We start from the raw sequence: 22569 nt of genomic DNA, 5'->3' as shown, positions 1-22569 counted from the left end.
CTAGGATCCCAAACGATCGGATTTCCCGCCCATGCCTCAGACCAAGCCGAGGGAAGGCTCGCCGAAGAACGTGCGCTATCGCCGCGTGCCGCAACGCGACGGCATGAAGCTCATACGCCTCTGGGTGCCTGATCCGGCGAGGCCGGACTTCATCGAGGAGGCCGCCCGGCAAGCCGCAATTCTGAGGGGAGCCCCCGAGGAAGCTGAAGCTCTCGACTTTATCGAATCAGCGTTCGACTGGCCCGAACCGTGACGCGGGGTGACATCGTCACCGTCTCCCCGTCAGGGGCTTACGGCAAGCCGCGTCCTGCCGTCGTCGCGCAATCCGACTGGCTCACAGGGACCGATAGCATCCTTGTCTGCCTCATCACGAGCACGCTCCGAGACGCACCGCTCTTCCGGCTGCCCGTCGAGCCGAGCCCCGCCAACGGCTTGCGAAGCACTTCGCAGATCATGGTCGACAAAATTATCGCGCTGCCACGGGCGAAATGCGGTGCTTTCATCGGCCGACTTGAACGCGACACCCTCGCAGCCCTGAGCCGGATGCTCGCCATCGTGCTCGGCCTCGCCGACTGATACAGCGATCTGGTTCCGCACGCTCGATCCCGCGGGCGTGGAACGCTCCGCGGGATGACCGACAGCAGGGCTCCTGCCCCTACCGCAGCGAGCCGCAGAACCGCTGGATGCGCCGGCAGGCCTCCTCCAGCACCGCGTTCGACGTCGCGTAGGAGATGCGCAGGTTCGGCCCGAGCCCGAAGGCCGAGCCGTGGACCGCGGCCACGCCCTCGGCCTGGAGCAGTTCCGTGACGAAATCCTCGTCGGTCTCGATCGTCTTGCCGGCTTCCGTCGTCTTGCCGATCAGCGCCGCGCAGGACGGGTAGACGTAGAACGCGCCCTCCGGCGTCGGGCAGGTCAGGCCGTTGGTCTGGTTGAGCATCGACACGACGAGGTCGCGCCGGCCCTGGAAGGCCGCGCGGAACTTGGCGAGGTGATCCTGCGGCCCGTCGAGGGCGGCCACCGCGGCCCATTGCGCGATCGTGCTGGCGCCGGAGGTCTGCTGGCCCTGCACGAAGTCCATCGCCTTGATGAGCTTCTCCGGCCCCGCCGCGTAGCCGATCCGCCAGCCGGTCATGGCGTAGCCCTTCGAGACGCCGTTCATGGTCAGCGTCCGCTCAAGGAGCTGCGGCTCGACCTGGGCCGGCGTGACGAATTCGAAGTCGCCGTAGGTCAGGTGCTCGTAGATGTCGTCGGTGAGGATGTGCACGTCCGGATAGCGCAGCAGCACGTCGGTGAGCGCCTTCATCTCGGCGCGGGAATAGGCGGCCCCCGACGGGTTCGACGGCGAGTTGAGGACGATCCACTTGGTCTTCGGGGTCAGCACCCGGTCCAGCTCCTCCGGCTGGAGCTTGAAGCCGTGGTCCATGTCGGTGTCGGCGAAGACAGGCGTGCCGCCGCACAGGCCGACCATCTCCGGGTAGGACACCCAGTAGGGGCGGGGGATCACCACCTCGTCGCCCGGGTTCAGGGTGGCCAGGAACGCGTTGTACAGCACCTGCTTGCCGCCGGTGCCCACGATGGTCTGCGAGACCTTGTAGTCGAGCCCGTTCTCGCGCTTGAACTTGCGCACGATCGCCTCGCGCAGGGGCACGATGCCGGAGACCGGCGGGTAGCGGGTCTCGTTGCGGTGGATCGCCTCGATCGCCGCCTGCTTGATGTGCTCGGGCGTGTCGAAATCCGGCTCGCCCACCGACAGGCTGATGACGTCGACGCCGGAGGCCTTCAGGTCCCGGGCCTTCTGGGTCATCACGATGGTCGCGGACGGCTTCACCCGCGAGAGGACATCGGCGAGGAAGGCCATGGCGTTCGGTGCTCCGGATTGTCGAGGTCGGGCGCCGCCTCTTCGCGGCGCGGCGGACCCTAGGCCCGGGACGGTGAGCCGGCAAGCGTGAGACGCCGCGGCGGCGCGCGGGACCCCGTTTTCTGCTATGCTCACGCGAGTCGGGACGGAACGCGAGGCCCTGCCGATGGGCGAGACGACGATCAGCATCACCCTGGCGCCGGACACGCTCCGCGCCGTGCGCGAAAGCGTCGAGGCCGGCGCGTACGCCTCGGTGGACGCCCTGCTCGACGAGGCCGTGCACGCCCTGCAGCGCCAGCGCCGGGAGAATGCCGAGCGGCTCGATGACATCCGCGCGCGCATCCGGCGATCGTTGGACGATCCGCGGCCACCACGGAGTCTTGAGGAGGTCAGAGCGCGTATCGATGCTCTGCATGCCGAGACCGTGAAGGTTCACCGGGAGGAGACGCTTTGAGGTCGTTTTCGGAGCGGAACCCGAAACCAATCTGCTGCAGATCTACCGGTGGGTTTACGACGCGAGCCGGGATCCGAACGTAGCCGACCGGTTTCTGGACAGGCTCCTCAGCCGTTGTGAGCGCATCGGCGATGCGCCCCTTGGCGGGCGTCCGCGCGGTGATCTTGAGCCCGGTCTGAGAACCGTGCCGTTCGAGCGATCTGCCGTCATCGCCTATCGCGTCGAAGCCGAGTTGGTGACGATCACCAACGTCTTCTACGGCGGGCAGGATTTCGAGGCGCTGTATCGGACTGCATCGCCTGACGGCGAACCGACACCGTGATCCGCTTGGCCCGTTACGGATCGCGAACCATCATGCCCTCGCGCCGGCCGGCTCACACCCCCATCTCTCCCGGCATGACACCGCTCTCCGTCCTCGACCTCTCCTTCGTCAGCGCCGACTCGACCCCGGCGCAGGCGCTGCACGACACCCTGGCGCTCGCCCGGCACGTCGACGGCCTCGGCTACCGGCGCTACTGGCTGGCCGAGCATCACGCGCTCCCCAACGTCGCGAGCCCCGCCCCCGAGATCATGATCGGCCAGATCGCTGCCGCGACCCGCAACCTGCGGGTCGGCTCGGGCGGGATCATGCTGCCGAACCACGCGCCACTGATGGTGGCGGAGCGCTTCCGGGTGCTGGAGGCCCTGTTTCCGGGCCGGATCGATCTCGGCCTCGGCCGGGCACCCGGCACGGACGGCCTCACCGCACGGGCGCTGCGCCGCCGTGAGGCCCCGGGGGAGGGCGGCGGGGACGACTTCCTCGACCGCCTGCAGGAGCTGCTGTTCTGGGACGGTGGCTTCCCGGAGGGGCACCCGTTCGCGCGGATCGAGGCGAGTCCCGCGGGGGTGCCGCTGCCGCCGATCTTCCTGCTCGGCTCCTCCGATTACAGTGCGCGGCTCGCCGCCGAGATCGGCTGCGGCTTCGGCTTCGCGCAGCACTTCTCCGGCATGCCCGCCGAGGCGCCGATGCTCGACTACCGGAACCGGTTCCAGCCGACGCGGCTCGGCACGCGACCCCACGCGATCCTGGCGGTGGCGGCGATCTGCGCCGCCACGGATGCGGAGGCCGAGCGCTTGGCGGCCAGCGCCCGCTTGGCGACCCTGCGGCGGGAGCGGGGCGAGTACCGGCCGCTGCCGAGCCTCGCCGAGGCGCTGGCCTATCCGTATTCCGAGGCGGAGCGGATGCAGATCGCGCGCAGTCGCGACCGGCTGCATGTCGGCAGTCCAGAAACCCTGCGGACGCACTTGGCCGACATGGTCCAGCGAACGCAGGCCGACGAGTTGATGATCGTCTCGGCGATCCCCGATCAGGCGGCGCGGCAGGCATCCTATACGTTGCTGGCGCAGACCTGGGGCCTCAGCGCCACGTCGCAGGCGGCCTGACACCGACAAACGTCAAGGTTCCCAAAGGGCTGAGCCCTTTGGTGGGGTGTCGGGGTGAAACCCCGGCCTACGGATCCTGGTCCCCCTCACGGGGGAGCAGGATCCGTACAGCAGGGCTCTGCCCTGCACCCGCAAAAGGTCCCGGACCTTTTGAAACCCGGACTTCAGCGCCCGAACAGCCGACCGAGCCGGGCGAGGAAGCCGCCCCCGTCCGCCGGCTTCTCGTCGGGCGTCGCCGGCTTGGCCGCTTCCGCCTTCGGCGCCAGGACAAGCCCGAGCGCCGCCGTGTCGGTGGTCTCGCGGTCGATCAGGATCAGGCTGCCGGTCTCGCGGTTCTCGGCATAGGCGTCCACCGCCACCGCCCGGTCGAGGCGGAGCGCCACGTCCGCGATGTCGTTGGCCGACAGGCGCTCGGCCGGGCCGGGCTTGCCGGTCTCCGGGTCGATGCGCGAGACGATCCGCTCCACCGTCGCGGTGACCGTGGCGGTGCCGATCTTGGCGAACAGGCTCGCGCCCGGGCTCAGATCGGTCTCGGCCGCCCAGAACAGGCGGGCGTCGAGGGTCTCGGTGACCCGCATCGGCGCGTCGGTGGCCATGATCACCTGCCCGCGGGAGGCGTCGATCTGGTCGGCCAGCACCAGGGTGACCGACTCGTCCTCGCCGGCCTCGGGTAGGTCGCCGTCGGCGGTGTAGATCCGCGCCACCATGGAGGTCCGGCCGGAGGGCTGGACCGTCACCGAATCGCCCGGGCGCACCCGGCCGCTGGCGATCCGGCCGCTATAGCCGCGGAACTCGGAATTCGGCCGGTTGACCCACTGCACCGCCATCCGGAACGGCGCGTTCAACGCCTCGGCGCGGACCGGCACGGTCTCCAGGTAGGTGAGCAGCGGGCCGCCCGTATACCAGGGCGCCGCGATACCCGGCTCGACGACGTTGTCGCCGTTCTTGGCCGAGAGCGGGATCGCCTTGACCTCGGAGAAATTCAGCCCCCGGGCGAAGTCCGAGAAGCCCGCCACGATGCCGTCGAAGGTGCCCTGCGCCCAGCCGGCGAGATCCATCTTGTTCACCGCCAGCACGACGCGGCGGATTCCGAGATTCGAGACGAGCAGCGCGTGGCGCCGTGTCTGGCGGGTCAGGCCCTGGCGGGCGTCCACGAGGATCACCGCCACGTCGGCCGTGGAGGCACCGGTGGCCATGTTGCGGGTGTACTGCTCGTGGCCGGGCGTGTCGGCCACGATGAAGGAGCGCTTGTCGGTGGAGAAGAACCGGTAGGCGACGTCGATGGTGATGCCCTGCTCGCGCTCGGCCTGGAGGCCGTCCACCAGCAGCGCGAGATCCACCTCCGCGCCCTGCGTCCCGTGCTTGCGGGAATCCCGCTGGAGCGCCGAGATCTGGTCGTCGAAGATCTGCTTGGTGTCGTGCAGGAGCCGCCCGATCAGGGTCGACTTGCCGTCATCCACGGAGCCGCAGGCGATGAAGCGCAGCACCGCCTTGTTGCGGTGGGCGGTGAGGAAGGCCGCATAGCCGGCCGCGCGCTCACCGAAGGCGTTGGGGGCCTGATGCACCGTCATCAGAAGTAACCTTCCTGCTTCTTGCGCTCCATGGCGCCCGCGCCGTCCTTGTCGATCACCCGGCCCTGGCGCTCCGAGGTGCGCGCCGCCAGCGTCTCGCCGATGATCTCGGGCAAGGTGGCGGCATCGCTCTCCACCGCGCCGGTCAGCGGGTAGCAGCCGAGCGTCCGGAAGCGGACGAGGCGCTGCTGCGGCGTCTCGCCGGGGGCGAGCGGCAGCCGCTCGTCATCGACCATGATGAGCTGGCCGTCCCGCTCCACCACCGGCCGCTCCTGGGCGAAGTAGAGCGGGACGATCGGAATGTTTTCCTGCTCGATGTAGAGCCAGATATCCAGCTCGGTCCAGTTCGACAGCGGGAAGACCCGCAGGGACTCGCCGCGCTTCTTCTTGAGATTGTAGAGATGCCAGGGCTCGGCACGCTGGCGCTTCGGGTCCCAGCGGTGCTGCGCGGTGCGCAACGAGATGATCCGCTCCTTGGCGCGGCTCGCCTCCTCGTCGCGGCGGGCGCCGCCGAAGGCCGCGTCGAACTTGTGCTTGTCGAGCGCCTGCCGCAGGGCTTGCGTCTTCATCACGTCGGTGTGGACCTCGGAGCCGTGGCTCACCGGGCCGACGCCGCGGGCGAGCCCGTCCGGGTTGGTGTGGATCAGGAGATCGAGGCCGAGTTCCTTGGCGCGGGCGTCGCGGAAGGCGATCATCTCGCGGAATTTCCACGTGGTGTCGACGTGGAGCAGCGGGAACGGCAGCCGCCCGGGGGCGAAGGCCTTCAGCGCCAGATGCAGCAGGACCGAGGAATCCTTGCCGATCGAGTAGAGCATCACCGGATTTTCGGTCTCGGCGACCGTCTCCCGGAAGATGTGGATGGCCTCGGCCTCCAGCCGCTTGAGGTGGCTGAGGCGGTCGGCGGGGGCGCTCGGCTGCACGGCGGCGGCGAGGGCGGCGCTCATCGGGCGAACTCCGGCTGGCGATGGGTGTCGGTCTGGATGGTCTCGAACGCGGCGGGCTCCTGACCCGGCTGCACCGACGCCCCGGGACGTCCGACATGCAGGCCGCATTCCTTCTTGTCTTCCTGCTCCCACCACCAGCGGCCGGCGCGCTCGGGCTCGCCGAGCTTCACCGCGCGGGTGCAGGGGGCGCAGCCGATCGACGGGAAGCCGCGATCGTGCAGGACGTTGTAGGGCACGAAGTTGTCGCGCACGAAGCTGTCGACCTGCGCCCGGGTCCAGTCGGCCAGGGGGTTCAGCTTGATCAGGCCACGCGCGGCGTCGAACTCGGCGAGGGGCGTCTCGGCGCGGTTGGCCGATTGGCCGGCCCGCAGCCCGGTGAGCCAGCCGCTCGCCCCCGCCAGGGCGCGGCCCAGCGGCTCGACCTTGCGGAAGCCGCAGCAGGCCTGACGGGCGGCGACCGAGCGCCGGAAGCCGTTGATGCCCTCGTTGCGCACGAATTTCTCCGCGGCCGCGCGCTCCGGCGCGTAGGCGGCGATGCGGATCCCGTAAGCCGATTCGGTTTCGGCCCAGGTGTCGTAGGTTTCGGCGAACAGGCGGCCGGTATCGAGGGTGACGATCTCGACGCGGCCCTTGGCCTGCCCCTTGGCCTGCCCTTGAGCAAGCTTGGCCATCGCCAGGGCGTGGGTCAGCGCCTGATCCTCGACACCCAGGCTCGTGGTGAACACGAGCCGGCCGGGGATCTCGGCGGCGATCAGGTGGAGGCGGCTGGTCAGGTCGAGCCCGGACAGCTGCTCCGCGAGGGCTTCGGCCGTCTGTCGGTCCGGACGGGTCATCGCGACGGTCCCGGGTTTGAACGTGGATCCTGGGCCGGCGCGTGCCGGACCCTGTTGTGGAACGGTCGAGATGTTCGCTATACCGAACGAAGTCAAGGCGCTGCGGTGCGCCTGTCGGCTCTGCCTGGGGGGTTCGGCGTGCGGTTGCACACAGCGCCCCGCCTGATCCGACGGCGTCCGGATGAAAGAATCTTCTTAACGCTCCCCGAGAGACCCTATACCGGACGCGGGCGATACCGCGCGGACGGACCCTACGGAGACAGTCTTGGACGCGATCGATCTCAAGATTCTCGCCCTCCTGCAAACCGACGCGACGCTGTCCATCGCGGCGATCGGCGAGCGCGTGGGCCTGTCCCAGACGCCGTGCTGGAAGCGCATCCAGAAACTGGAGGCCGACGGGGTCATCGACCGGCGCGTGGCCGTGCTCGATCCGGTGAAGCTCGGCCTTGGGCTGACGGTCTTCGTCTCCATCGAGACGGCCGACCACTCCCAGGAGTGGCTGCAGCGCTTCGCCGCAACCGTCTCGGCCATGCCGGAGGTGCTGGAATTCTACCGGATGGCCGGCGACGTGGATTACATGCTGCGCGTCGTGGTCGCCGACATGCAGGCCTATGACAGCTTCTACAAGCATCTGATCGCGGTGCTGCCCTTGAAGAACGTCACGTCGCGCTTCGCCATGGAGAAGGTGAAATCCACCACCGCCCTGCCCCTGCCGGCGCCGCCCAAGAACGGGCGCCACCTGCCCGGGACAGGACCGGTCCTCGCCGTGGTCGGAGAATGATCTTCTCTTTCTTCGCGACGCAGCGAACGTGATGTTCCAAAATTCGTCCGTTCTACAAAACGAACGTCTTTCGATTGACACAGGCCCTTCAGGCCCCGACATGGTCCCGTAATGTCCCGCCAGAATCTCCTCCCGCGCACCGCCCCGTTCGGGGATGGCGAGCGCGCCAGCCTCGACGCGGTGCTCGGCACTGCCAGCCCCACGCAGCGCGCGTGGCTCGCCGGCTTCCTGGCCGGCCTCGACGCCGCGGGCGGCCAGCCGGCCGCCGTCCCAGCCGCCCCGCCCAAGGCCGCCGCGCCGCTCACCGTGATCTACGCCAGCGAATCGGGGAATTCCGAGGCGCTGGCCGGCAACGTCGCGAAGCTCGCGCGCAAGCAGGGCTTCAAGCCGAAGGTTGTGGATTTCGCCGACCTCGACCTCGCGACCCTGCCCAAGGCCGGCAAGCTGATCGCCATCGCGGCGACCTGGGGCGAGGGCGAGCCGCCGGCCCGGGCCGTGCGGGCCTATGGCGAGCTGATGGGGGAGGGTGCCCCGCGCCTCGACGGCGTCGAGTTCGCGGTCCTGTCGCTCGGCGACACCTCCTACGCGGAGTTCTGCGCCATCGGGAAGGCGCTCGACGCGCGCTTCGAGGCGCTGGGCGGCAAGCGCGCCGCCGAGCGCGCCGACCTCGACCTCGATTTCGAGAAGCCCGCCGCCGACTGGATCAAGGGCACGCTCAAGGCGCTGGCCCCGGCGGACGCGTCCGACAACGTCGTGGCGGTGGATTTCGCCCGCGCCGCCCCGGGCGAGGACGACGACGTCGAGCCGAGCCGCGAACCCCTGGTGGTCGAGGTCGTCGAGCACGTGAACCTCAACTCCTCGCGCTCGGACAAGGAGACGATTCACCTCGCGCTCGCCTTCGAGGACGGCGCGCCGGCCTACGAGCCGGGCGATTCGCTCGAGATCTTCCCCGAGAACGATCCGCAGCTCGTGGACGAGATCCTGAACGCCGCCGGTCTCACGGGCGACGAGGCCCTGCGCAAGGCCCTGCTCGCCGAGCGGGACATCACCACGCTCTCGGCCGCCACGATCGAGCGCTTCGTGAAGGCCACCGGCCACACGGAGGCGCAGAAGCTGATCGACAGCGGCGAGGCCAAGGCCTGGATCGAGGGCCGGCACCTGATCGACCTGCTGGCGGCCTACCCGGCCGAGCTCACGCCCGAGCACGTGACCACGATCACCCGGCCGCTGCCGCCGCGGGCCTATTCGATCGCCTCCTCGCGCAAGGAGGTGGGCGACGAGGTCCACCTCGCCATCGTGGCGGTGCGCTACGAGGCCCACGGTCGCGCCCGCGCGGGGGTCGCCTCGGTCCACGTGGCCGACCGGATCCGCGACGGCGCCAAGCTGCGGGTGCGGCTGAAGCCGAACCGGCATTTCCGCCTGCCGCAGGATCCGGCCACCGACATCATCATGGTCGGGCCCGGCACCGGCGTGGCGCCGTTCCGCGCCTTCGTGCAGGAGCGCCGGGCGATCGAGGCGCCCGGCCGGTCGTGGCTGTTCTTCGGCGACCGGCACTTCCTCCACGACTTCCTGTACCAGCTCGAATGGCAGGACGCCCTGGAGGACCGGTCGCTCACCAAGATTGACGTGGCCTTCTCGCGGGATCAGCCGGAGAAGATCTACGTGCAGGATCGGATCGTCCAGAACGCCAAGGAGCTGGTCTCCTGGCTGGACGGCGGCGCCCATTTCTACGTGTGCGGCGATGCCAAGAACATGGCCAAGGACGTGCGGGCCGCGGTGGTGAAGGCCTACGAGACCGTCAAAGCCTTGAGTCCGGCCGAGGCCGAGGCGCAGGTCGCGGCCTTGGAGCGCAGCCACCGCTACCAGCAGGACGTTTACTAGGGCAGCCCCCCGCGGGTGCGGGGGACGCCAGACTTTTACGGAGCCGGATCGGGCGCGGGTCCCTCTCCCGTGCGGGAGGGGGGACAGGGTGAGGGATCAGGTCTTTCCGGTGAGGGCGCATCCCTCACCCGGCTTTCTGCGAAAGCAGACCTCTCCCGCACGGGAGAGGGGGACCGCCGCGGATCCTGCCCATTTTCGTGGACCGACACGCGATCCGCTCGGCACCCATCCCTGACGCGAGGGGTGGGAGACGCGTTCAGACAGACGGATTCACCCCATGGACGACCACAGCCCCCGCGACACCGCCGAGACCCAGGCCACCGCTCCGGCCAAGCGCGTCTACGAGACCCCGCCCACCGAGCGGCCGATCACCGACGCGGAGGCCGCCCGCGCGGCCCAGCTCGCCGCCAACGAGCACATCAAGATCGCCAGCGGCTATCTCCGCGGCACGCTGGCGGACGGGCTCCTGAAGCACGCCACCGGGGCGATCTCGGAGGATGACGGGCAGCTCGTGAAATTCCACGGGATGTACATGCAGGACGACCGCGACCTGCGCCCCGAGCGGACCAAGAAGAAGCTCGACAAGGCCTACAGCTTCATGATCCGCCTGCGCATCGCCGGCGGCGTCATCACCCCGAAGCAGTGGCTGGCCCTGGATCATATCGCGGTGACCTATGCGGGCAGCGCCCTGCGGGCGACCACGCGCCAGACCTTCCAGTACCACGGCGTGATCAAGGCGAACCTCAAGCGCACGATGGCGGCGATCGACGCTACCCTCCTCGACACGATCGCGGCCTGCGGCGACGTCAACCGCAACGTCATGGCGGCGACGAATCCGGCTCAGGCCGGCGCCCACAAGGCCGCCTACCAGCTCGCCAAAAACATCTCCGATTCCCTGCTGCCCAAGACCAGCGCGTGGCGCGAGATCTGGCTCGACGGCGAGCGCGTGGTCGGCGGCGAGGAGGAGGCCGAGGTCGAGCCGGTCTACGGCCGGACCTACCTGCCGCGGAAGTTCAAGACCGTCATCGCGGTGCCGCCCTCCAACGAGGTCGACATCTTCGCCCACGATCTCGGCTTCATCGCGATCCTCGACAAGCAGAACCAGGTCACCGGCTGGAACGTCACGGTGGGCGGCGGCATGGGCATGACCCATGGCGAACCCGACACCTTCCCGCGCACCGCCGACGTGATGGGCTTCGTGGCCCCCGAGGACGCCATCAGGGTCGCGGAGGCGGTGATGACCGTCCAGCGCGACTGGGGCAACCGCAAGAACCGCAAGAACGCCCGGCTCAAGTACACGATCGAGCGCTACGGCCTCGATGCCTTCCGGGCCGAGGTGGAGAAGCGGATCGGCAAGCCGCTCGGCGCGCCGAAACCCTTCGCGTTCACCGACAACGGCGACCGCTACGGCTGGGTCGCGGGCGATGACGGGCGTTATCACCTCACCCTCTACGTGCCGTCCGGCCGGATCAAGGACATCGCGGACGGCCCGCAATTCCTCACGGGCCTGCGCCGCATCGCCGAGGTGCACCAGGGCGATTTCCGCCTCACCGGCAACCAGAACGTCATCATCGCCAACGTCCCGGCCGAGAAGCGCGCCGAGATCGACGCGCTGGTCGACGAATACGGCCTGACCCGGGGCGCGAGCGCGCTGCGGCGCAATTCGCTGGCCTGCGTGGCGCTGCCGACCTGCGGCCTCGCGCTCGCCGAGAGCGAGCGCTACCTGCCGGACCTGATGACCGAGCTGGAGGAGAGCCTCGCGTCCCACGGGCTGGCCGAGGAGCCGATCACGATCCGCTCCACCGGCTGCCCGAACGGCTGCGCCCGGCCGTTCATCTCCGAGATCGGCCTCGTGGGCCGCGGCCCCGAGCGCTACCACCTCTATCTCGGCGCCGCCCATGACGGCTCGCGGCTCAGCAAGCTCTACAAGGAAGACGTGGCGGCCTCCGAGATCCGCAACACCCTCGACCCGCTCTTCGCCGACTACGCGAAGGGCCGGCAGCCGGGCGAGCATTTCGGCGACTACCTGATCCGGGCCGGGCACGTGGCGCGGACCACCAACGGCCCGGATTTCCACGCGCGCACCGGCGCCCTCAAGCCCGCCGCGCAAAGTTAATTCGGTCTGCACGGGCGGCACATCGCGCCGCCCGTGCAGGTAACGCGTCGCCGTCGTCGGACGATCCTGACGGTTGAGCACGGGTCGGCACGTTGTAGGTGTAGATCTCCAGCATTGCTGCACTTTCCGGCCGCCGGCCCCCGGAAACATTAAATTATTCCAATGTGATCATGTGACCACACCGCCACGTTCGGGAAGTTCCAACCGAATCTGGGCGGTGCTTTGTGCGCGCGCATTGAAAAAGCAGAGCCCTTCCCCTCAAGGATCCGTGTGCCCTGGCGGTGCGGATCTTCTTGAGAGCGATTATAAACGATGTCGGGGCACGGGGGCCGCAGCCTTTCCAGCATTTCGAACGCGCGCAGCCACAGTCTAATCCTCTATACTGCACTGACGACATCATTGCTTGTGGTCTCGACGACCCTGGTCAATGCGGAAGACAGCAGCGCGGCCGAGGACGTCACCCTCTCGGAACTGAGCGTCACCGGAAACGGCCCCGCGGTCGAGCGGGCGGGCGGCCCGGTGATCGGCTACCGGTGTAGCGGGAACCATAGTATTCTGTACTCTTCCGGCTAAGTCATTGATATTCCATCGCCCGATCCTCACGTCCGCCGCATACGTCAGCCAATTCCGCCACATATCAAGCTGGAAACCGAACCAAACGGACGTCGAAACGTATCATCCGACACGCAACGCCGGGCAGTTCGAACTACAAATAAAAAAAGCCCCGGCCAGCGCCGGAGCTTAGAAAATATCGTCACTACAACGATCTTACCTAAAATTCAGGGAGCGAATCCCTCCTATAGAATGTTGCTCCGACGCGGCCCTTATCGATCGCCGGCTCAACATTTGCCAATGCGCGGATGACGTGAAAGCTATGAACGCCCTTCAGTTTAGATAATTGATATACCGATATATAAGTCTTATTAAAACGATCGATATCCTCGGCTTTGATCAGCTCCACCCACTGGTTTCTAACTGGATCCATGGCGGTTCTCCGCGTTAGGTAGGCTTCGCGAATGAGCGCGTCGACGACATATTTTGTTGTGCTGAGGAGTGTCTTGGCGCGACCGACAACGACGTCACGTGTTTTCGGCCCCCTCAAAAGATTGCGAACTTCCGATGTATCGACGATGACGGAGTTGTAGCTTTGGCACGCAACGTCCTTCCCGACCCATGCGAGCTGGCCGCCTACGATAAAACGGATGATTTCCGCAGTTGAACAACGGAGGTGTCTGGCAGCTGCGGCGATTGTGTAGCAGGGATCCTGCGGGTTCTGGATCGGCTTCGCCTTGTCGAGCAGGCGCGCCAAGAAATCATCGAGATCGTCGCGTGCGTAGGTGGGCAATCGGTCGTTCCGCTGACCGCGGTGCTCAGCACGGGGCCGGATGTATCCGTTCGCCGCGAGTGACCGGACTTGGTCGCGGCTGATGTCGAGATAAGCGGCGACGTCCTTTAGCGTGAGTCCGTCCTTATAGGAGGCGAGAAAGCGTTCCGCGCCTTCGACCTTGAACGTTACGTGATGGTTCGAGAATTTTTTGTGGTCTGCAGGGATCAAGCCTGCTGCTGCGAGCATCTTGCGCAGGCGCACGGGATTACGTCCTGTTTCATGCGCGGCTGTCGTAATGGAGTGCACGACCCGTTTATCGATCGTCTGGTGGATCACGACGTCGCCTGGTCCGACGGGCGTGGTTTCGATGATGTGTCGACGCAGAACGTCGCGAACCGGTTCGTACGCGACGCTCCTCTTGTTGACGACGAGGGACCTGTAAAACTGACCATACACCGCCCCTGGACCTTGCCGCCCCGAGCGGGTGTACGGATGCAGGCGGGCGACGCGATCGAGCGCCTGTCGGATCGCGGGCTCGCCTCCGGACGCGATCCGGAAGCCCGCGTCGCCGGCGCAATGCAGGTCATCGTCAGATAGGGTCATCGGTCGCGCATCCGCACCGCGGGTGATGAGCGTGCCGAGCAACTCGCACGACGTGATCGCGACCTGCATTTCGAGGCCGTCGAGCCAAGCGGCACCGGTGGGCCTTTGGTCCAACCGATCGGCCACGTAGATTTCCAGTGCCGAAGGTTGTCGCGGGGCGGCGCTTTTCGCGAGCTGCTCGATTTGGCGGCGTCGGCCGTCGAGTTGAAACGCGAAATCGTCCGTGCTGCGGCCCGTGTTTGCGGCGATCACCGACAACGCGCAGCGATGATGCGGGCACGTGCGAATGCCGGATATCTGCCAGGCTATGCGACCATAGGGCTCGGACGGATTCGCACCGGAAGCCTGCCAGTCATCGTGAATGCACTGCGGACAGATGCAGACTTGCGTGCGACGCAACGTGTTCTGTGCGAAGCGCTCACCGCGCAGGATGAAGTACGGGCTCTCGCTTCGGAAGCACGCCCGTTCGAGCACGGGTAGCGCGACCCCGGTCAACGCGCTGAGCTTGACCAGGGCAGAAGGCCTGCCGGCGACGCAGGCACGGAACGTCAGACCCATGTCGAGACAGAACGCCCGGGCTGTCTCGGCGCTGTTGAGCACAGCCAACCGGGACACCCAGCTGGGAACGGTTTCGTCGCGCTGGATGTCGCAGCGCAGTGCGAGGGTCGGCGTCATGCGGCCACCGCCTCCGTCTGCTTCCCGGCGGCGCGGGCTCTGGATTTCTCCAGAATGAGCGTGGGTTCGGCAATCCGGACCGTTGTCCAATCGGTGCTGACGAACGGGTTGTCGTCGTCCGCGCAGCCGATCAAGTCGGTGAACGCTTGAGCGAAGTGCCGGCGCGTGAGCGTGCCATCGGGCTCGACCTGTTGTGGACCGCCGATATCGATCTCGTCCTCGTGCGGACAGAGCTTGAGATAATCGGGCCGGAGCGCCGTCTCGATCGCCTCATGGGTGAGTTCGATGGCGATCCCCCATTGATATCCGGCAGCGTGGATCAGGCGCGGTGCGAGGTCGGTTTGGATGTCCGCCTCCACGTTCAGATCCGCGGCCCGGGCGAGCGCCGTGACCATGGCCGCGATGGTGTCGTTGTCATCGGGCATCTTCAGCGAGGCGAGATGGATGAAGCGCGCGCGGCGCTTGAGCTGGATGTCGTTGCGGATGAAGTCCGCGACCGACGGCAAGCCGCAGACGATCACCGACACGCGCCAGCGGCGGTTAATCATCAGATCCTTGATCGTGTTGGCGACCTTTTCACGCTCGGTGGGGTTCGGCGTTTGGGTGATGTGTTGCATCTCATCGTAGACGACAATGAGTTTGTCGCCCTTGTCGAGCCGACGGCGAACCTGGTCCCAGGTCAGGTTCTCGCGGAGGTCGCGCTCGAGGGGGTAACCAGTCGCGGCCAGCGTCTCCCGCCCGAGCAGCTTTAGCGTGCAGGGTGAGGGGACGTTAACGATGACGACGGGGCTGTGCGGGCCTTCGGGGTCTTGTGCCTGGAGCGCCGGGTGGCGACGCAGGGTGCGCATCAGGCGGTGCGACTTGCCGGCACCACTCTCTCCGGTGATGACGAGGATCCGTCCCTCGCGCCGATTGGTCCGGGAGTGGGGCTTGCGGGTGTTGGCGCGCAGACCGGCATTCAGGATGAGGCGGGTCAGCGCTGTCATACACACGGCATCGCCCGGCGAGGTGATGTACTTCCCCCGGATCGTCTCGATGGTCTGCAGGGTCTGATGCCCCGGGACGCTGAGGAAGCTGCGGATGTTGAGGGATGGGTCGGTGGCGTCGTGGTCGGTTGGCTCGGTCATGAGGCGTCTCGATGGTTTGGAACATGCGGGCGGCGGCCTGCACGGCGTCGTGCGGGCCGCCGGTGGGGCGTCAGTCTTCGATATCGATCACTGGCGGTTTCCTCGGCGGCGCGACCTGGGCATCGGGCCGGGCCGATCGGGGACGTGACACGCGCGGTTCGCGCTCGGGTACGACGGGACGCGTGGTGTCCATCGAGGCCACGAACGGCGCGCCACCGGTCGGGATTACGCCGTCGAGGGGGCTGGCCGCGGCCCGGTCGGCAAAATCCGCGTCGGTCGGAATCGCGAAGTCGCGCAGGCTGCGCTCGGCCAGGGCGATGTCTTCGGGTTCGTTGAACCGCGTGAGGAACGTCGCGGCTTTTTCCGCGGCTGTCGAACGCGCCTGGATCGTGCGCAGCGCCTCGTCCACGATGGGTTGCGTGAGCGTGGCTTGGTCGGCGAAGCGCTTGGCGAGCACCGCGCACAGGGCCTGGTGATCGGCGAGGCGGACCCCGTCGAAGCCCGTGGTCGCCGCGCGGGCCTCGTACCAGGTTCCGTCGATCGCGACCGAGATCGCCCCGATATCCAAGGGGTCGAGCCGGATGTCGAGCGGGATCTTGCCGCGCTTCAGGTAGAGTTCCTGCAGGACGTCGGCCCGGTAGTCCAAACCCATGATCCGAAGTCCGTGACGGCCCAGGATCCGGTTCAGGCGCAGGCCGAAGATCGAGCGCCGCTCGTTGCGGCCGGGCACAGGCAGAATGCCGTAATAGCCCGTGAGCCGGGTCCAAGCATTGGCTGGTGTTTCGCCGCCGAGCCCAGCGTGTCGGGTGTTGTGGTAGACGTCGAGCGCGTATCGGACGACGAGGAGGACGAACTCCTCGACCGTGATGCTGGCGCGCGCCATCGCGGGATAATCACCGCGCTCGACCTTGTTGGAAAACGTCTGGCCGGTGAACTCGCGGATGAGTTGTAAGCTCAGCGTTTTGAACAAGCGCTCGATGGTGCCGCGCAGGTGCGGCATACCGGCGGGCGGGACGTCGTGTCCGCTCCCGAGGCCGATGATCGCGAGGTGGAACGTCTCGTCGATGAAACTTCCGCCGCTGTCCGTGAACACGTCCTCCAAGCGGCACGCCATGTGCTGCCAGGACGAAAACGCTCCGGCGGCCGCGGCGAGGTGGCCCTTGTCGGAGACGGCCATCTCCAAGGTCGACAGTGTGTTGCGGACCGAAGCGGTCTGATCGACGCGCAGTCCGAGGATGCAGCGTGTGGCGACGTCGATCGCCACGCACAGGAACCACCTCCGTTTTTTCAGGTCTGCGAGTTGTTTGTCCGACAGACCCGCGAGCAAGTCGGTCTGAGACAACAGGAAGAACAGGTCGATCTTCCATTCATCCATCTCCACCCGCTGGCCGGGGCGGATGGCCTCGGCCTGACCGACGATGAAGCGGTGCTTGCGCGTGGCGCGATCGACGCCGATCCTCTTGGCCTCGACCAAGAACATGTCGAGCGCGTCGATCCGCCGGGAGAGGGTGCGGTCCGAGGGCACGGGGTAGGGTTCGAGACCGTCCGCGACCCGGGCCTCATTCAGGGCGTTGAGCGCCGCCCGCATGTTCCGGTGGCAAGCTGCCTTCGATCGGTTGTGCTCAGACGCGTAACGGGCCGCGTAGTCCTGCAGGATCCGCTCGACTTCCGGATGGAAGCGGGGTGTGCGGTTGCCACAGCGATGGGTCTTGGGCCGCAGCGCTAGGGCGTTACGGCCGGCCGCCTCGTAGTCTTCCAGGTGGTTCTTGAACGTCTCGACGCTGGGGCCGTTGTAGCCCGCCGCCGGGCTTCCGGCCCGGGGCTTGCGCGGCCGCGCCGGCGTGCCGTCAGCGCTCGGCGGTCGGACTCGTGCGTCGGCCCGGGCCTGGATCGTTTGGCCGATCTCCCCCAGAGCTTTCGTGATGCCGGCGTTCGATCGAGGCTCCGGCCCCGAGCGCTTGCGGCGCGGCTTGTCGGCGTTCTCGGCATACCAAGCGGCCTCCAACTTGAGGAACTCGGTGATCCATTCGAGGTACCACCCGATCTTCTTCTGATGATCCAGCGGAAGGTCCGCAAACGAGGTCGCCCCGGCCATCATCTGCGTGCGCGCTGTGACTGCGCCGTAGGCGTTGGCCCGAAACTCCAAGCGCCCGAGGCGCGACAGCTCGGTGAGACGTGCGTGTTCGAAGCCCTCGTGCAGGCCGGTGACGGCATTCTGAAAGACGTGGCCGTCGAGACTGTCGCCGACCTTGCGGTAGGGGAGGCCGTCGATGGTGACGGCGTCGTAGGGGCCGATGCGCAGGGGCGCACCAACGGAGTGGATGGCGGGGACCATTACGCGACCTCCCCGATGCGCGAGGCCACGACGGTGACGCGGGATCCGTAGTCGATGAGCTCGTCGGCCGTGAGCAGGAGGACGCGCATGGCGATGAGCCGGACGATCGCCCGGAACGCGGCAGCCCCGTGGGTGCTGGCCGTCACGAGGTCCGCGATCAGCACCGTGCCCTTAATCTCCGCTAGGAGGTCGAGCACCGCCCGATCGGCGGGGTGGGGCGGATCCCGGCGCACGGCGTGGATGAGCCGCGCGTTGGAGATCATCGCGGGCGAGAGCGTCCGCTCGGTAAACAGCGCGACGCCGTCGGCGATCGTCCGTGGGATCTGCGGCGCGATGTGGCGCAGGAAGCCCGAGACGTCGTGCTTGCGCGCATGGCGCTCATCCTTGACGGCATAGAAGATCCGTCGACCGTCCGCGAAGTGGACGAGGATGTCGAAGGTGTGCTGGCGCAGCACGCCGTCGCGGTCGATATACGGGACCGCGGGCGGCTGCTCTTGGATCCGATCGATGTCCGAGTGCGTAGACAGCCAGAGCAGGACGCTTTTCTCGATATGGCTCTCGACGTCGATCTGGCGGATTTCACGGACGGAGACGAAGCTGCCCCGTAGAGAACCTTTGGACCGCAAGCTGATCTTGCGCGACGCCATCGACGGCAGCGGCGGCGTATAGGGCTGTCGATCCCGAGCGATCGAATCGCGGTCGTCGCCTCTGGACGGCACAACGTCGTGTACGGCGGTGGGGTTTGCGTCGTTGAACATGAGTATCCTCATCGATCTGCGATCGCATCACCGGGCGGTGATGCGGCAATCGAAGCGGACGGCCGTCGTCGATCTGCGCGGAGCAGCGCGGTTCGACGGCATTCGCTTCGGGTGACGGAGAGGATGTCGAGCCGCGACGGGGGGATTATCCCCGGCAATACAGGCGCACGCCCTTGCGGAACGCATGAAGACATGCGATTCCTCAACCCGTGCCTGCCGGCGCGTTACGACGCGCTCGCTCGTCACATCATCCGCCAAGGCGGATCGCCGGCACGTTCCCTGGGTCTTGGGTGCCGGCAATCAAGGTGTCGCTACGGGTACATCCGATGGCAGTCGGATGTACCCAGTGCCCTCATAGTTTTTCTCCTTTCCAGTAATGGTGGTTCGTCGCAGTGTCAGATCGTGGCATTATCATAGTCCTCTCTAGAGATTATCCGAACTAGCGTTTCTCGGCACCGATCAGCCACACCATCGCGCTGTCGATAGTCTGCAAATATCCCCTCTATCCATGTAATCCGCTCGCACGTGTCGTACCGCCATACTGTCGTGCGCACCTCTCGCGTCCATAGGCTCTCGTCTGGGGAAACCTTGCGGTTGCCGCCAACTTGGCAGTTCGGGAAGGGGTAAGATCTCGCCGCGCGCAATTATGCGCTGATGGCGGAAGACCGACGGCGGCAGAGAGGGCGGATAAGCACACTCACTCTCGAACCGTCGCCGGTCGCAGTCCAACTTCGGCGCAAAGTGGCGCTCGCTCGTGGCTGCCCTTTTAGACGTATGAGCTCGGCTCATCAGAGTCGAGTCGCAATCCCGCGCCGCCCCACGATCGGTTGAATCTTGGTAAACACTGGTTCGCCAAGATTGTAGACTCGCGCGTCCCTCGTTCTCGCCTTGAGCGATAAACGAGAAACGATCCTGCCCGCAGGCCGTCACAGCATCTTCGACGTCGACGGCATCTGATGTCGACGGCCGAACCATGACCTGAAAGTCGTTCCGGTGGCGGGAGGCGGCGTGTCTTGGATCTGTGTCAGGGAATGCCATCGATCGGCGTATGGGCGTGCCCGCGTTCTGCATCAGGAGGGCCACCAGCAGCGCAACACCGATTTGCGCGAGCAGGTACAAGGCGAGATAGACGTGCCAGCGCGCGAACTCCTCGCGCATGGCGTCGCGAGCCTCCGCGGTTGCAGCATCGACCACGTCACCGACGGCCGCCGCCTGTCGGTCGGCGAACCCAGCGTCTCGTAGTCGGGCAAGGCGCGCGGCCACGCCTGCTGTCGTGACGGATGCGGAAACGTTCATCGCCGTCACGCCTGCCGGTCCGAAAAGCGCAGGTAGGCATCGAGTTCGATCACCAACGGCTCGAGCACGTCCGCGCGATCGAGATCGTCGAGGAACCTGAGTTCGGCCTCGACCTCCTGACCGGTGACGTCGCGGTGCCAAGCCCGTGGCCGCCCGTCCGCGCCGTTCGACCACCGGTAGCCGCGGGCGCGGACCCGGTCTTTGAGATCGAAGGGGAGTCCCAAGGCGTACACCCGCAGGTTCGTTCTCCGGACGGCGTCCAGCAGCTGTGCCAGGGGCGTCTGCCCGGACTCCGGCAGCGGGTGCTCCAGGATCTCCAGGAGCGCGAAGCAATCGTCGATGGCGCGGTGGCCGTCGTAGTAAAACCGGTTGTGGTACGCGATATAGTAGAGCTTGGTCCCCTCGATGCCCTCCTCGAACCACTTCACCTGGGTTTGCGAGCAGGCCCACGGCAGCGTCTCGAACACCGGGCAGGCCCGCTCCAGGAAGCGCCGATCGAAGCCCGCATTATGCGCGATGACGAGGTCGGCGTCGGCGGCGAATGCCTCGATCGCGGCGACGTCGAGGCGCTTGCCGCGGACCATGTCGTCGGTAATTCCGGTCAGGCGCTTGACGAGCGCCGGGATCGGCTGGCTCGGCTCATGAAAGCTCGTGTGTTGACTGAGAACGCCGAGAACGACGCCACCGGCCGTGTAGGCGAATTTGATCATGCCCAGTTCGATGATCTCATCGCCGTCGGGCCCGGTATCAAGACCCGTGGTCTCGACATCGACGATCAGGCCGATCTTCGTGCGGGGTCCGAGCGGCTTCTCGCAGTAGTCGCGACGGGCGAGCCTGCGCAGAACGCGAAACTCAGTCGAGCAGCGTAGGGCGATGGCGTGGAGTTCAGCCTCGAAGAGATCCATGTCCAAGCTCCAGATGGGGTTTGTGCCGATCGGCAACGGCCAGGGCACGCGACATCGATCCCGCGGGAGGGCAGGGGGATCGACGTCTGCGAGGGGGAAGGGTTTGTGCCGGCGCTCAGCGCGCGTTGCGCGTGCGCACCGGCAGGCGGATCGCGTCGGGCCCGATCGGGAAGATCGTCTCGACCAGCCGCTTGACCGAAGCGTCGTCCTGCGGCTGGAAAACAGTTTCGGGGCTATCCTGGGCTGGCACGGGCCGGACGGGCGGCAGGGTCTCGAACCGTTGAATGAGCGGCAGGAGCAACTCTGGAATCGCGCGATGCAACTCGTCGCGGAGGTGGCGTGTCATCCGCTCGACCGTCGGGATCACCGGGACGCCGAAATGCGCGTCGACGTCCGATCCCTGCACGGTGAGGTGAGGGGGCAGGCCGGCCGCGCCGAACCAATCGATACACGCGCTCGTTGTCACATCGATGGTCGAGTAGCCTTGATCGCGCAGGTAGGACCGTAGCAACAGCCGCACCGACGCCACGTCGCGTTCCAGGGGCTTGCGCAGGCGCGGGCCCATATCCCCACCTCCGCGCTTGATGCTGTACGCGCCGGCCCAACCGCAGGCGACGTCAATAACGACGATATCCTGATTGACGGAGCGCACGGCGGGCTGATCATAGCGCAGGTTGAGCCGCGCCAAGTTCTCGGCCGTGTTGGAACCCAAGAGGCCGTCGGCGGCTGCGGTGATCGGGATGACCGGATTGTGCAGGACCTCGAAGCGGCCGCTGGATTGCAGAGCCTCGACGAACGCCTTCTCGAGGAGGATGCCATGGCGCTTGACCACAGAGGACGAGACGCTGATGAGGCGACTGAGTTCTGCGCCGAGGAGTTCATCGAGCGGGAATTTTGTGCTGACCGCCGCAGCGACTGCATCGCGGGCCGCTTTCAGTAACACATCATGGACGGAATGATCCGACGGATGGAACAGCATCCGGTCACCTCAAGATCTGCGGGCGTCCAACACTCGGACAGGCCCTGGAACTTGCGCAAAATGCGCGTATTTGCGCATTTTGCGCAACTCGGCAAGTCGTCCCATCTGAGGAATCAATGATTAGCCCGGCGCAGTGCCGCGCCGCCCGAGCACTGCTAAATCTCTCGCAGCGACAGCTGGCTGAGGCGGCCCGTATCAGCTTACGCTCGGTGCAGGGATTCGAAAGGGGCGAGCACGCATTGCGGAGTGCGGCTATGACTGCGATCGAGGGAATCTTCTCGAACAGAGGAATCGTCTTTATATCCGACCCGGACTGGATGGGCGTGAAAATAGAGACGGCTCGTTAGACAATCCGAAGGGCATTCGCAATCAGTTGGCTACTCTTTGAAGGCCGCAAAAGCGATCGATTTATCCACATCTATCGCTTTCATGTCCGAGTTTTATGCGCGTCGGGCACATCCGAAGATTTGTTCAATATCGCACACATAACTGATGGTTGTATTTCTCAAATGTTATAATGCATGTAATAAGAATATATTCAGAGGTATCGAGCTTTCAGACTGCGCGGTCTGGCCTGCCCCCATTCGGTGGCCCGAGTTCGAAGTTAGTGCATCGTCGGTCGGCTGACGATGGCAGGGCGCGCGGACGGCACTGATCCGCTCGGTTCGGTTGGCCAGAGGACGACCTCCGGCGCGGGTGGCTGG

The 22569-nt window shown here is 66.5% G+C and carries 19 protein-coding genes; 9 read left to right on the top strand and 10 right to left on the bottom strand.

Translation table 11 applies throughout. The features are described from left to right. Positions 1-31 precede the first annotated feature (31 nt). Positions 32-253: an antitoxin MazE-like protein gene (locus MKK88_RS28125; protein ID WP_244005711.1), complete on the top strand. Its 222-nt coding sequence runs from the start codon at positions 32-34 to the stop codon at positions 251-253. Next, positions 250-576 carry a type II toxin-antitoxin system PemK/MazF family toxin gene (locus MKK88_RS28120; RefSeq protein ID WP_244005709.1) on the top strand — a complete coding sequence of 109 codons (327 nt, stop codon included), beginning with the start codon at positions 250-252 and terminating at the stop codon, positions 574-576. Before MKK88_RS28125 ends, MKK88_RS28120 begins: the two co-directional genes overlap by 4 nt. 79 nt (positions 577-655) lie before the next feature. Here MKK88_RS28120 and MKK88_RS28115 read toward each other — a convergent pair whose 3' ends face one another. Further along, positions 656-1858 (bottom strand): pyridoxal phosphate-dependent aminotransferase, encoded by a 1203-nt coding sequence (locus tag MKK88_RS28115; RefSeq protein ID WP_244005708.1) that lies wholly within the window; start codon positions 1856-1858, stop codon positions 656-658. Positions 1859-2024: 166 nt separating this feature from the next. Here MKK88_RS28115 and MKK88_RS28110 point away from each other — a divergent pair, with 166 nt between their 5' ends. The 3 genes from MKK88_RS28110 to MKK88_RS28100 all read left to right on the top strand — a co-directional run bounded on the left by MKK88_RS28110 (position 2025) and on the right by MKK88_RS28100 (position 3734). Continuing rightward, complete coding sequence (locus tag MKK88_RS28110; protein WP_244005706.1) at positions 2025-2312, top strand: type II toxin-antitoxin system ParD family antitoxin; 288 nt, start codon at positions 2025-2027, stop codon at positions 2310-2312. Between the two features lie 31 nt (positions 2313-2343). After that, positions 2344-2634: a type II toxin-antitoxin system RelE/ParE family toxin gene (locus tag MKK88_RS28105; protein ID WP_244005829.1), complete on the top strand. Its 291-nt coding sequence runs from the start codon at positions 2344-2346 to the stop codon at positions 2632-2634. 74 nt (positions 2635-2708) lie between these two features. Next, positions 2709-3734, top strand: coding sequence for an LLM class flavin-dependent oxidoreductase (locus tag MKK88_RS28100; RefSeq protein ID WP_244005704.1), 1026 nt, complete (start codon positions 2709-2711; stop codon positions 3732-3734). A 164-nt stretch (positions 3735-3898) separates the two neighbouring features. On the opposite strand, the gene cysN is transcribed toward MKK88_RS28100, so the two are convergent. The 3 genes from cysN to MKK88_RS28085 are packed head-to-tail and all read right to left on the bottom strand — an operon-like array spanning position 3899 to position 7082. Further along, positions 3899-5305, bottom strand: coding sequence for a sulfate adenylyltransferase subunit CysN (gene cysN / locus MKK88_RS28095; protein WP_244005702.1), 1407 nt, complete (start codon positions 5303-5305; stop codon positions 3899-3901). Further along, a complete protein-coding gene (cysD, locus tag MKK88_RS28090) occupies positions 5305-6249 on the bottom strand; it encodes a sulfate adenylyltransferase subunit CysD (RefSeq protein ID WP_244005701.1) in 945 nt (314 codons plus the stop codon). The genes cysN and cysD overlap by 1 nt, the downstream gene beginning before the upstream one ends. Next, complete coding sequence (locus MKK88_RS28085; protein ID WP_244005699.1) at positions 6246-7082, bottom strand: phosphoadenylyl-sulfate reductase; 837 nt, start codon at positions 7080-7082, stop codon at positions 6246-6248. The genes cysD and MKK88_RS28085 overlap by 4 nt, the downstream gene beginning before the upstream one ends. Before the next feature lie 265 nt (positions 7083-7347). Between MKK88_RS28085 and MKK88_RS28080 the strand changes: the two genes are divergently transcribed. From MKK88_RS28080 to MKK88_RS28070, 3 genes are all read left to right on the top strand, one after another. Next, positions 7348-7863: an Lrp/AsnC family transcriptional regulator gene (locus MKK88_RS28080; RefSeq protein ID WP_091716811.1), complete on the top strand. Its 516-nt coding sequence runs from the start codon at positions 7348-7350 to the stop codon at positions 7861-7863. 111 nt (positions 7864-7974) lie between these two features. Beyond that, on the top strand, positions 7975-9744 hold the full coding sequence (locus MKK88_RS28075) for a sulfite reductase flavoprotein subunit alpha (RefSeq protein ID WP_244005697.1): 1770 nt from the start codon (positions 7975-7977) through the stop codon (positions 9742-9744). A gap of 277 nt (positions 9745-10021) precedes the next feature. Continuing rightward, positions 10022-11860 (top strand): NADPH-dependent assimilatory sulfite reductase hemoprotein subunit, encoded by a 1839-nt coding sequence (locus MKK88_RS28070; RefSeq protein ID WP_244005695.1) that lies wholly within the window; start codon positions 10022-10024, stop codon positions 11858-11860. A 772-nt stretch (positions 11861-12632) separates the two neighbouring features. On the opposite strand, the gene MKK88_RS28065 is transcribed toward MKK88_RS28070, so the two are convergent. The 6 genes from MKK88_RS28065 to MKK88_RS28040 form a co-directional block, all read right to left on the bottom strand. Then, positions 12633-14465: a TniQ family protein gene (locus MKK88_RS28065; RefSeq protein WP_244005693.1), complete on the bottom strand. Its 1833-nt coding sequence runs from the start codon at positions 14463-14465 to the stop codon at positions 12633-12635. Continuing rightward, positions 14462-15592 carry an ATP-binding protein gene (locus MKK88_RS28060; protein WP_244005691.1) on the bottom strand — a complete coding sequence of 377 codons (1131 nt, stop codon included), beginning with the start codon at positions 15590-15592 and terminating at the stop codon, positions 14462-14464. Before MKK88_RS28060 ends, MKK88_RS28065 begins: the two co-directional genes overlap by 4 nt. Before the next feature lie 70 nt (positions 15593-15662). Beyond that, positions 15663-17927: a hypothetical protein gene (locus MKK88_RS28055; protein ID WP_244005689.1), complete on the bottom strand. Its 2265-nt coding sequence runs from the start codon at positions 17925-17927 to the stop codon at positions 15663-15665. Beyond that, positions 17927-18685 (bottom strand): hypothetical protein, encoded by a 759-nt coding sequence (locus MKK88_RS28050; protein ID WP_244005688.1) that lies wholly within the window; start codon positions 18683-18685, stop codon positions 17927-17929. The genes MKK88_RS28055 and MKK88_RS28050 overlap by 1 nt, the downstream gene beginning before the upstream one ends. A 1301-nt stretch (positions 18686-19986) precedes the next feature. Further along, positions 19987-20886 (bottom strand): 3'-5' exonuclease, encoded by a 900-nt coding sequence (locus MKK88_RS28045; RefSeq protein WP_244005686.1) that lies wholly within the window; start codon positions 20884-20886, stop codon positions 19987-19989. 115 nt (positions 20887-21001) lie between these two features. Continuing rightward, positions 21002-21865 carry a hypothetical protein gene (locus MKK88_RS28040; protein WP_244005684.1) on the bottom strand — a complete coding sequence of 288 codons (864 nt, stop codon included), beginning with the start codon at positions 21863-21865 and terminating at the stop codon, positions 21002-21004. 116 nt (positions 21866-21981) lie between these two features. On the opposite strand from MKK88_RS28040, the gene MKK88_RS28035 reads away from it, so the two are divergent. Beyond that, a complete protein-coding gene (locus MKK88_RS28035) occupies positions 21982-22212 on the top strand; it encodes a helix-turn-helix domain-containing protein (protein WP_244005681.1) in 231 nt (76 codons plus the stop codon). The last annotated feature ends 357 nt before the right edge of the window (positions 22213-22569 follow it).

The sequence above is a fragment of the Methylobacterium sp. E-005 genome (genome assembly GCF_022829725.1).
Taxonomy (GTDB): Bacteria; Pseudomonadota; Alphaproteobacteria; order Rhizobiales; family Beijerinckiaceae; genus Methylobacterium.
Note: the sequence above shows the minus strand (reverse complement) of the source record. Positions and strands in the feature narration are given on the sequence as shown.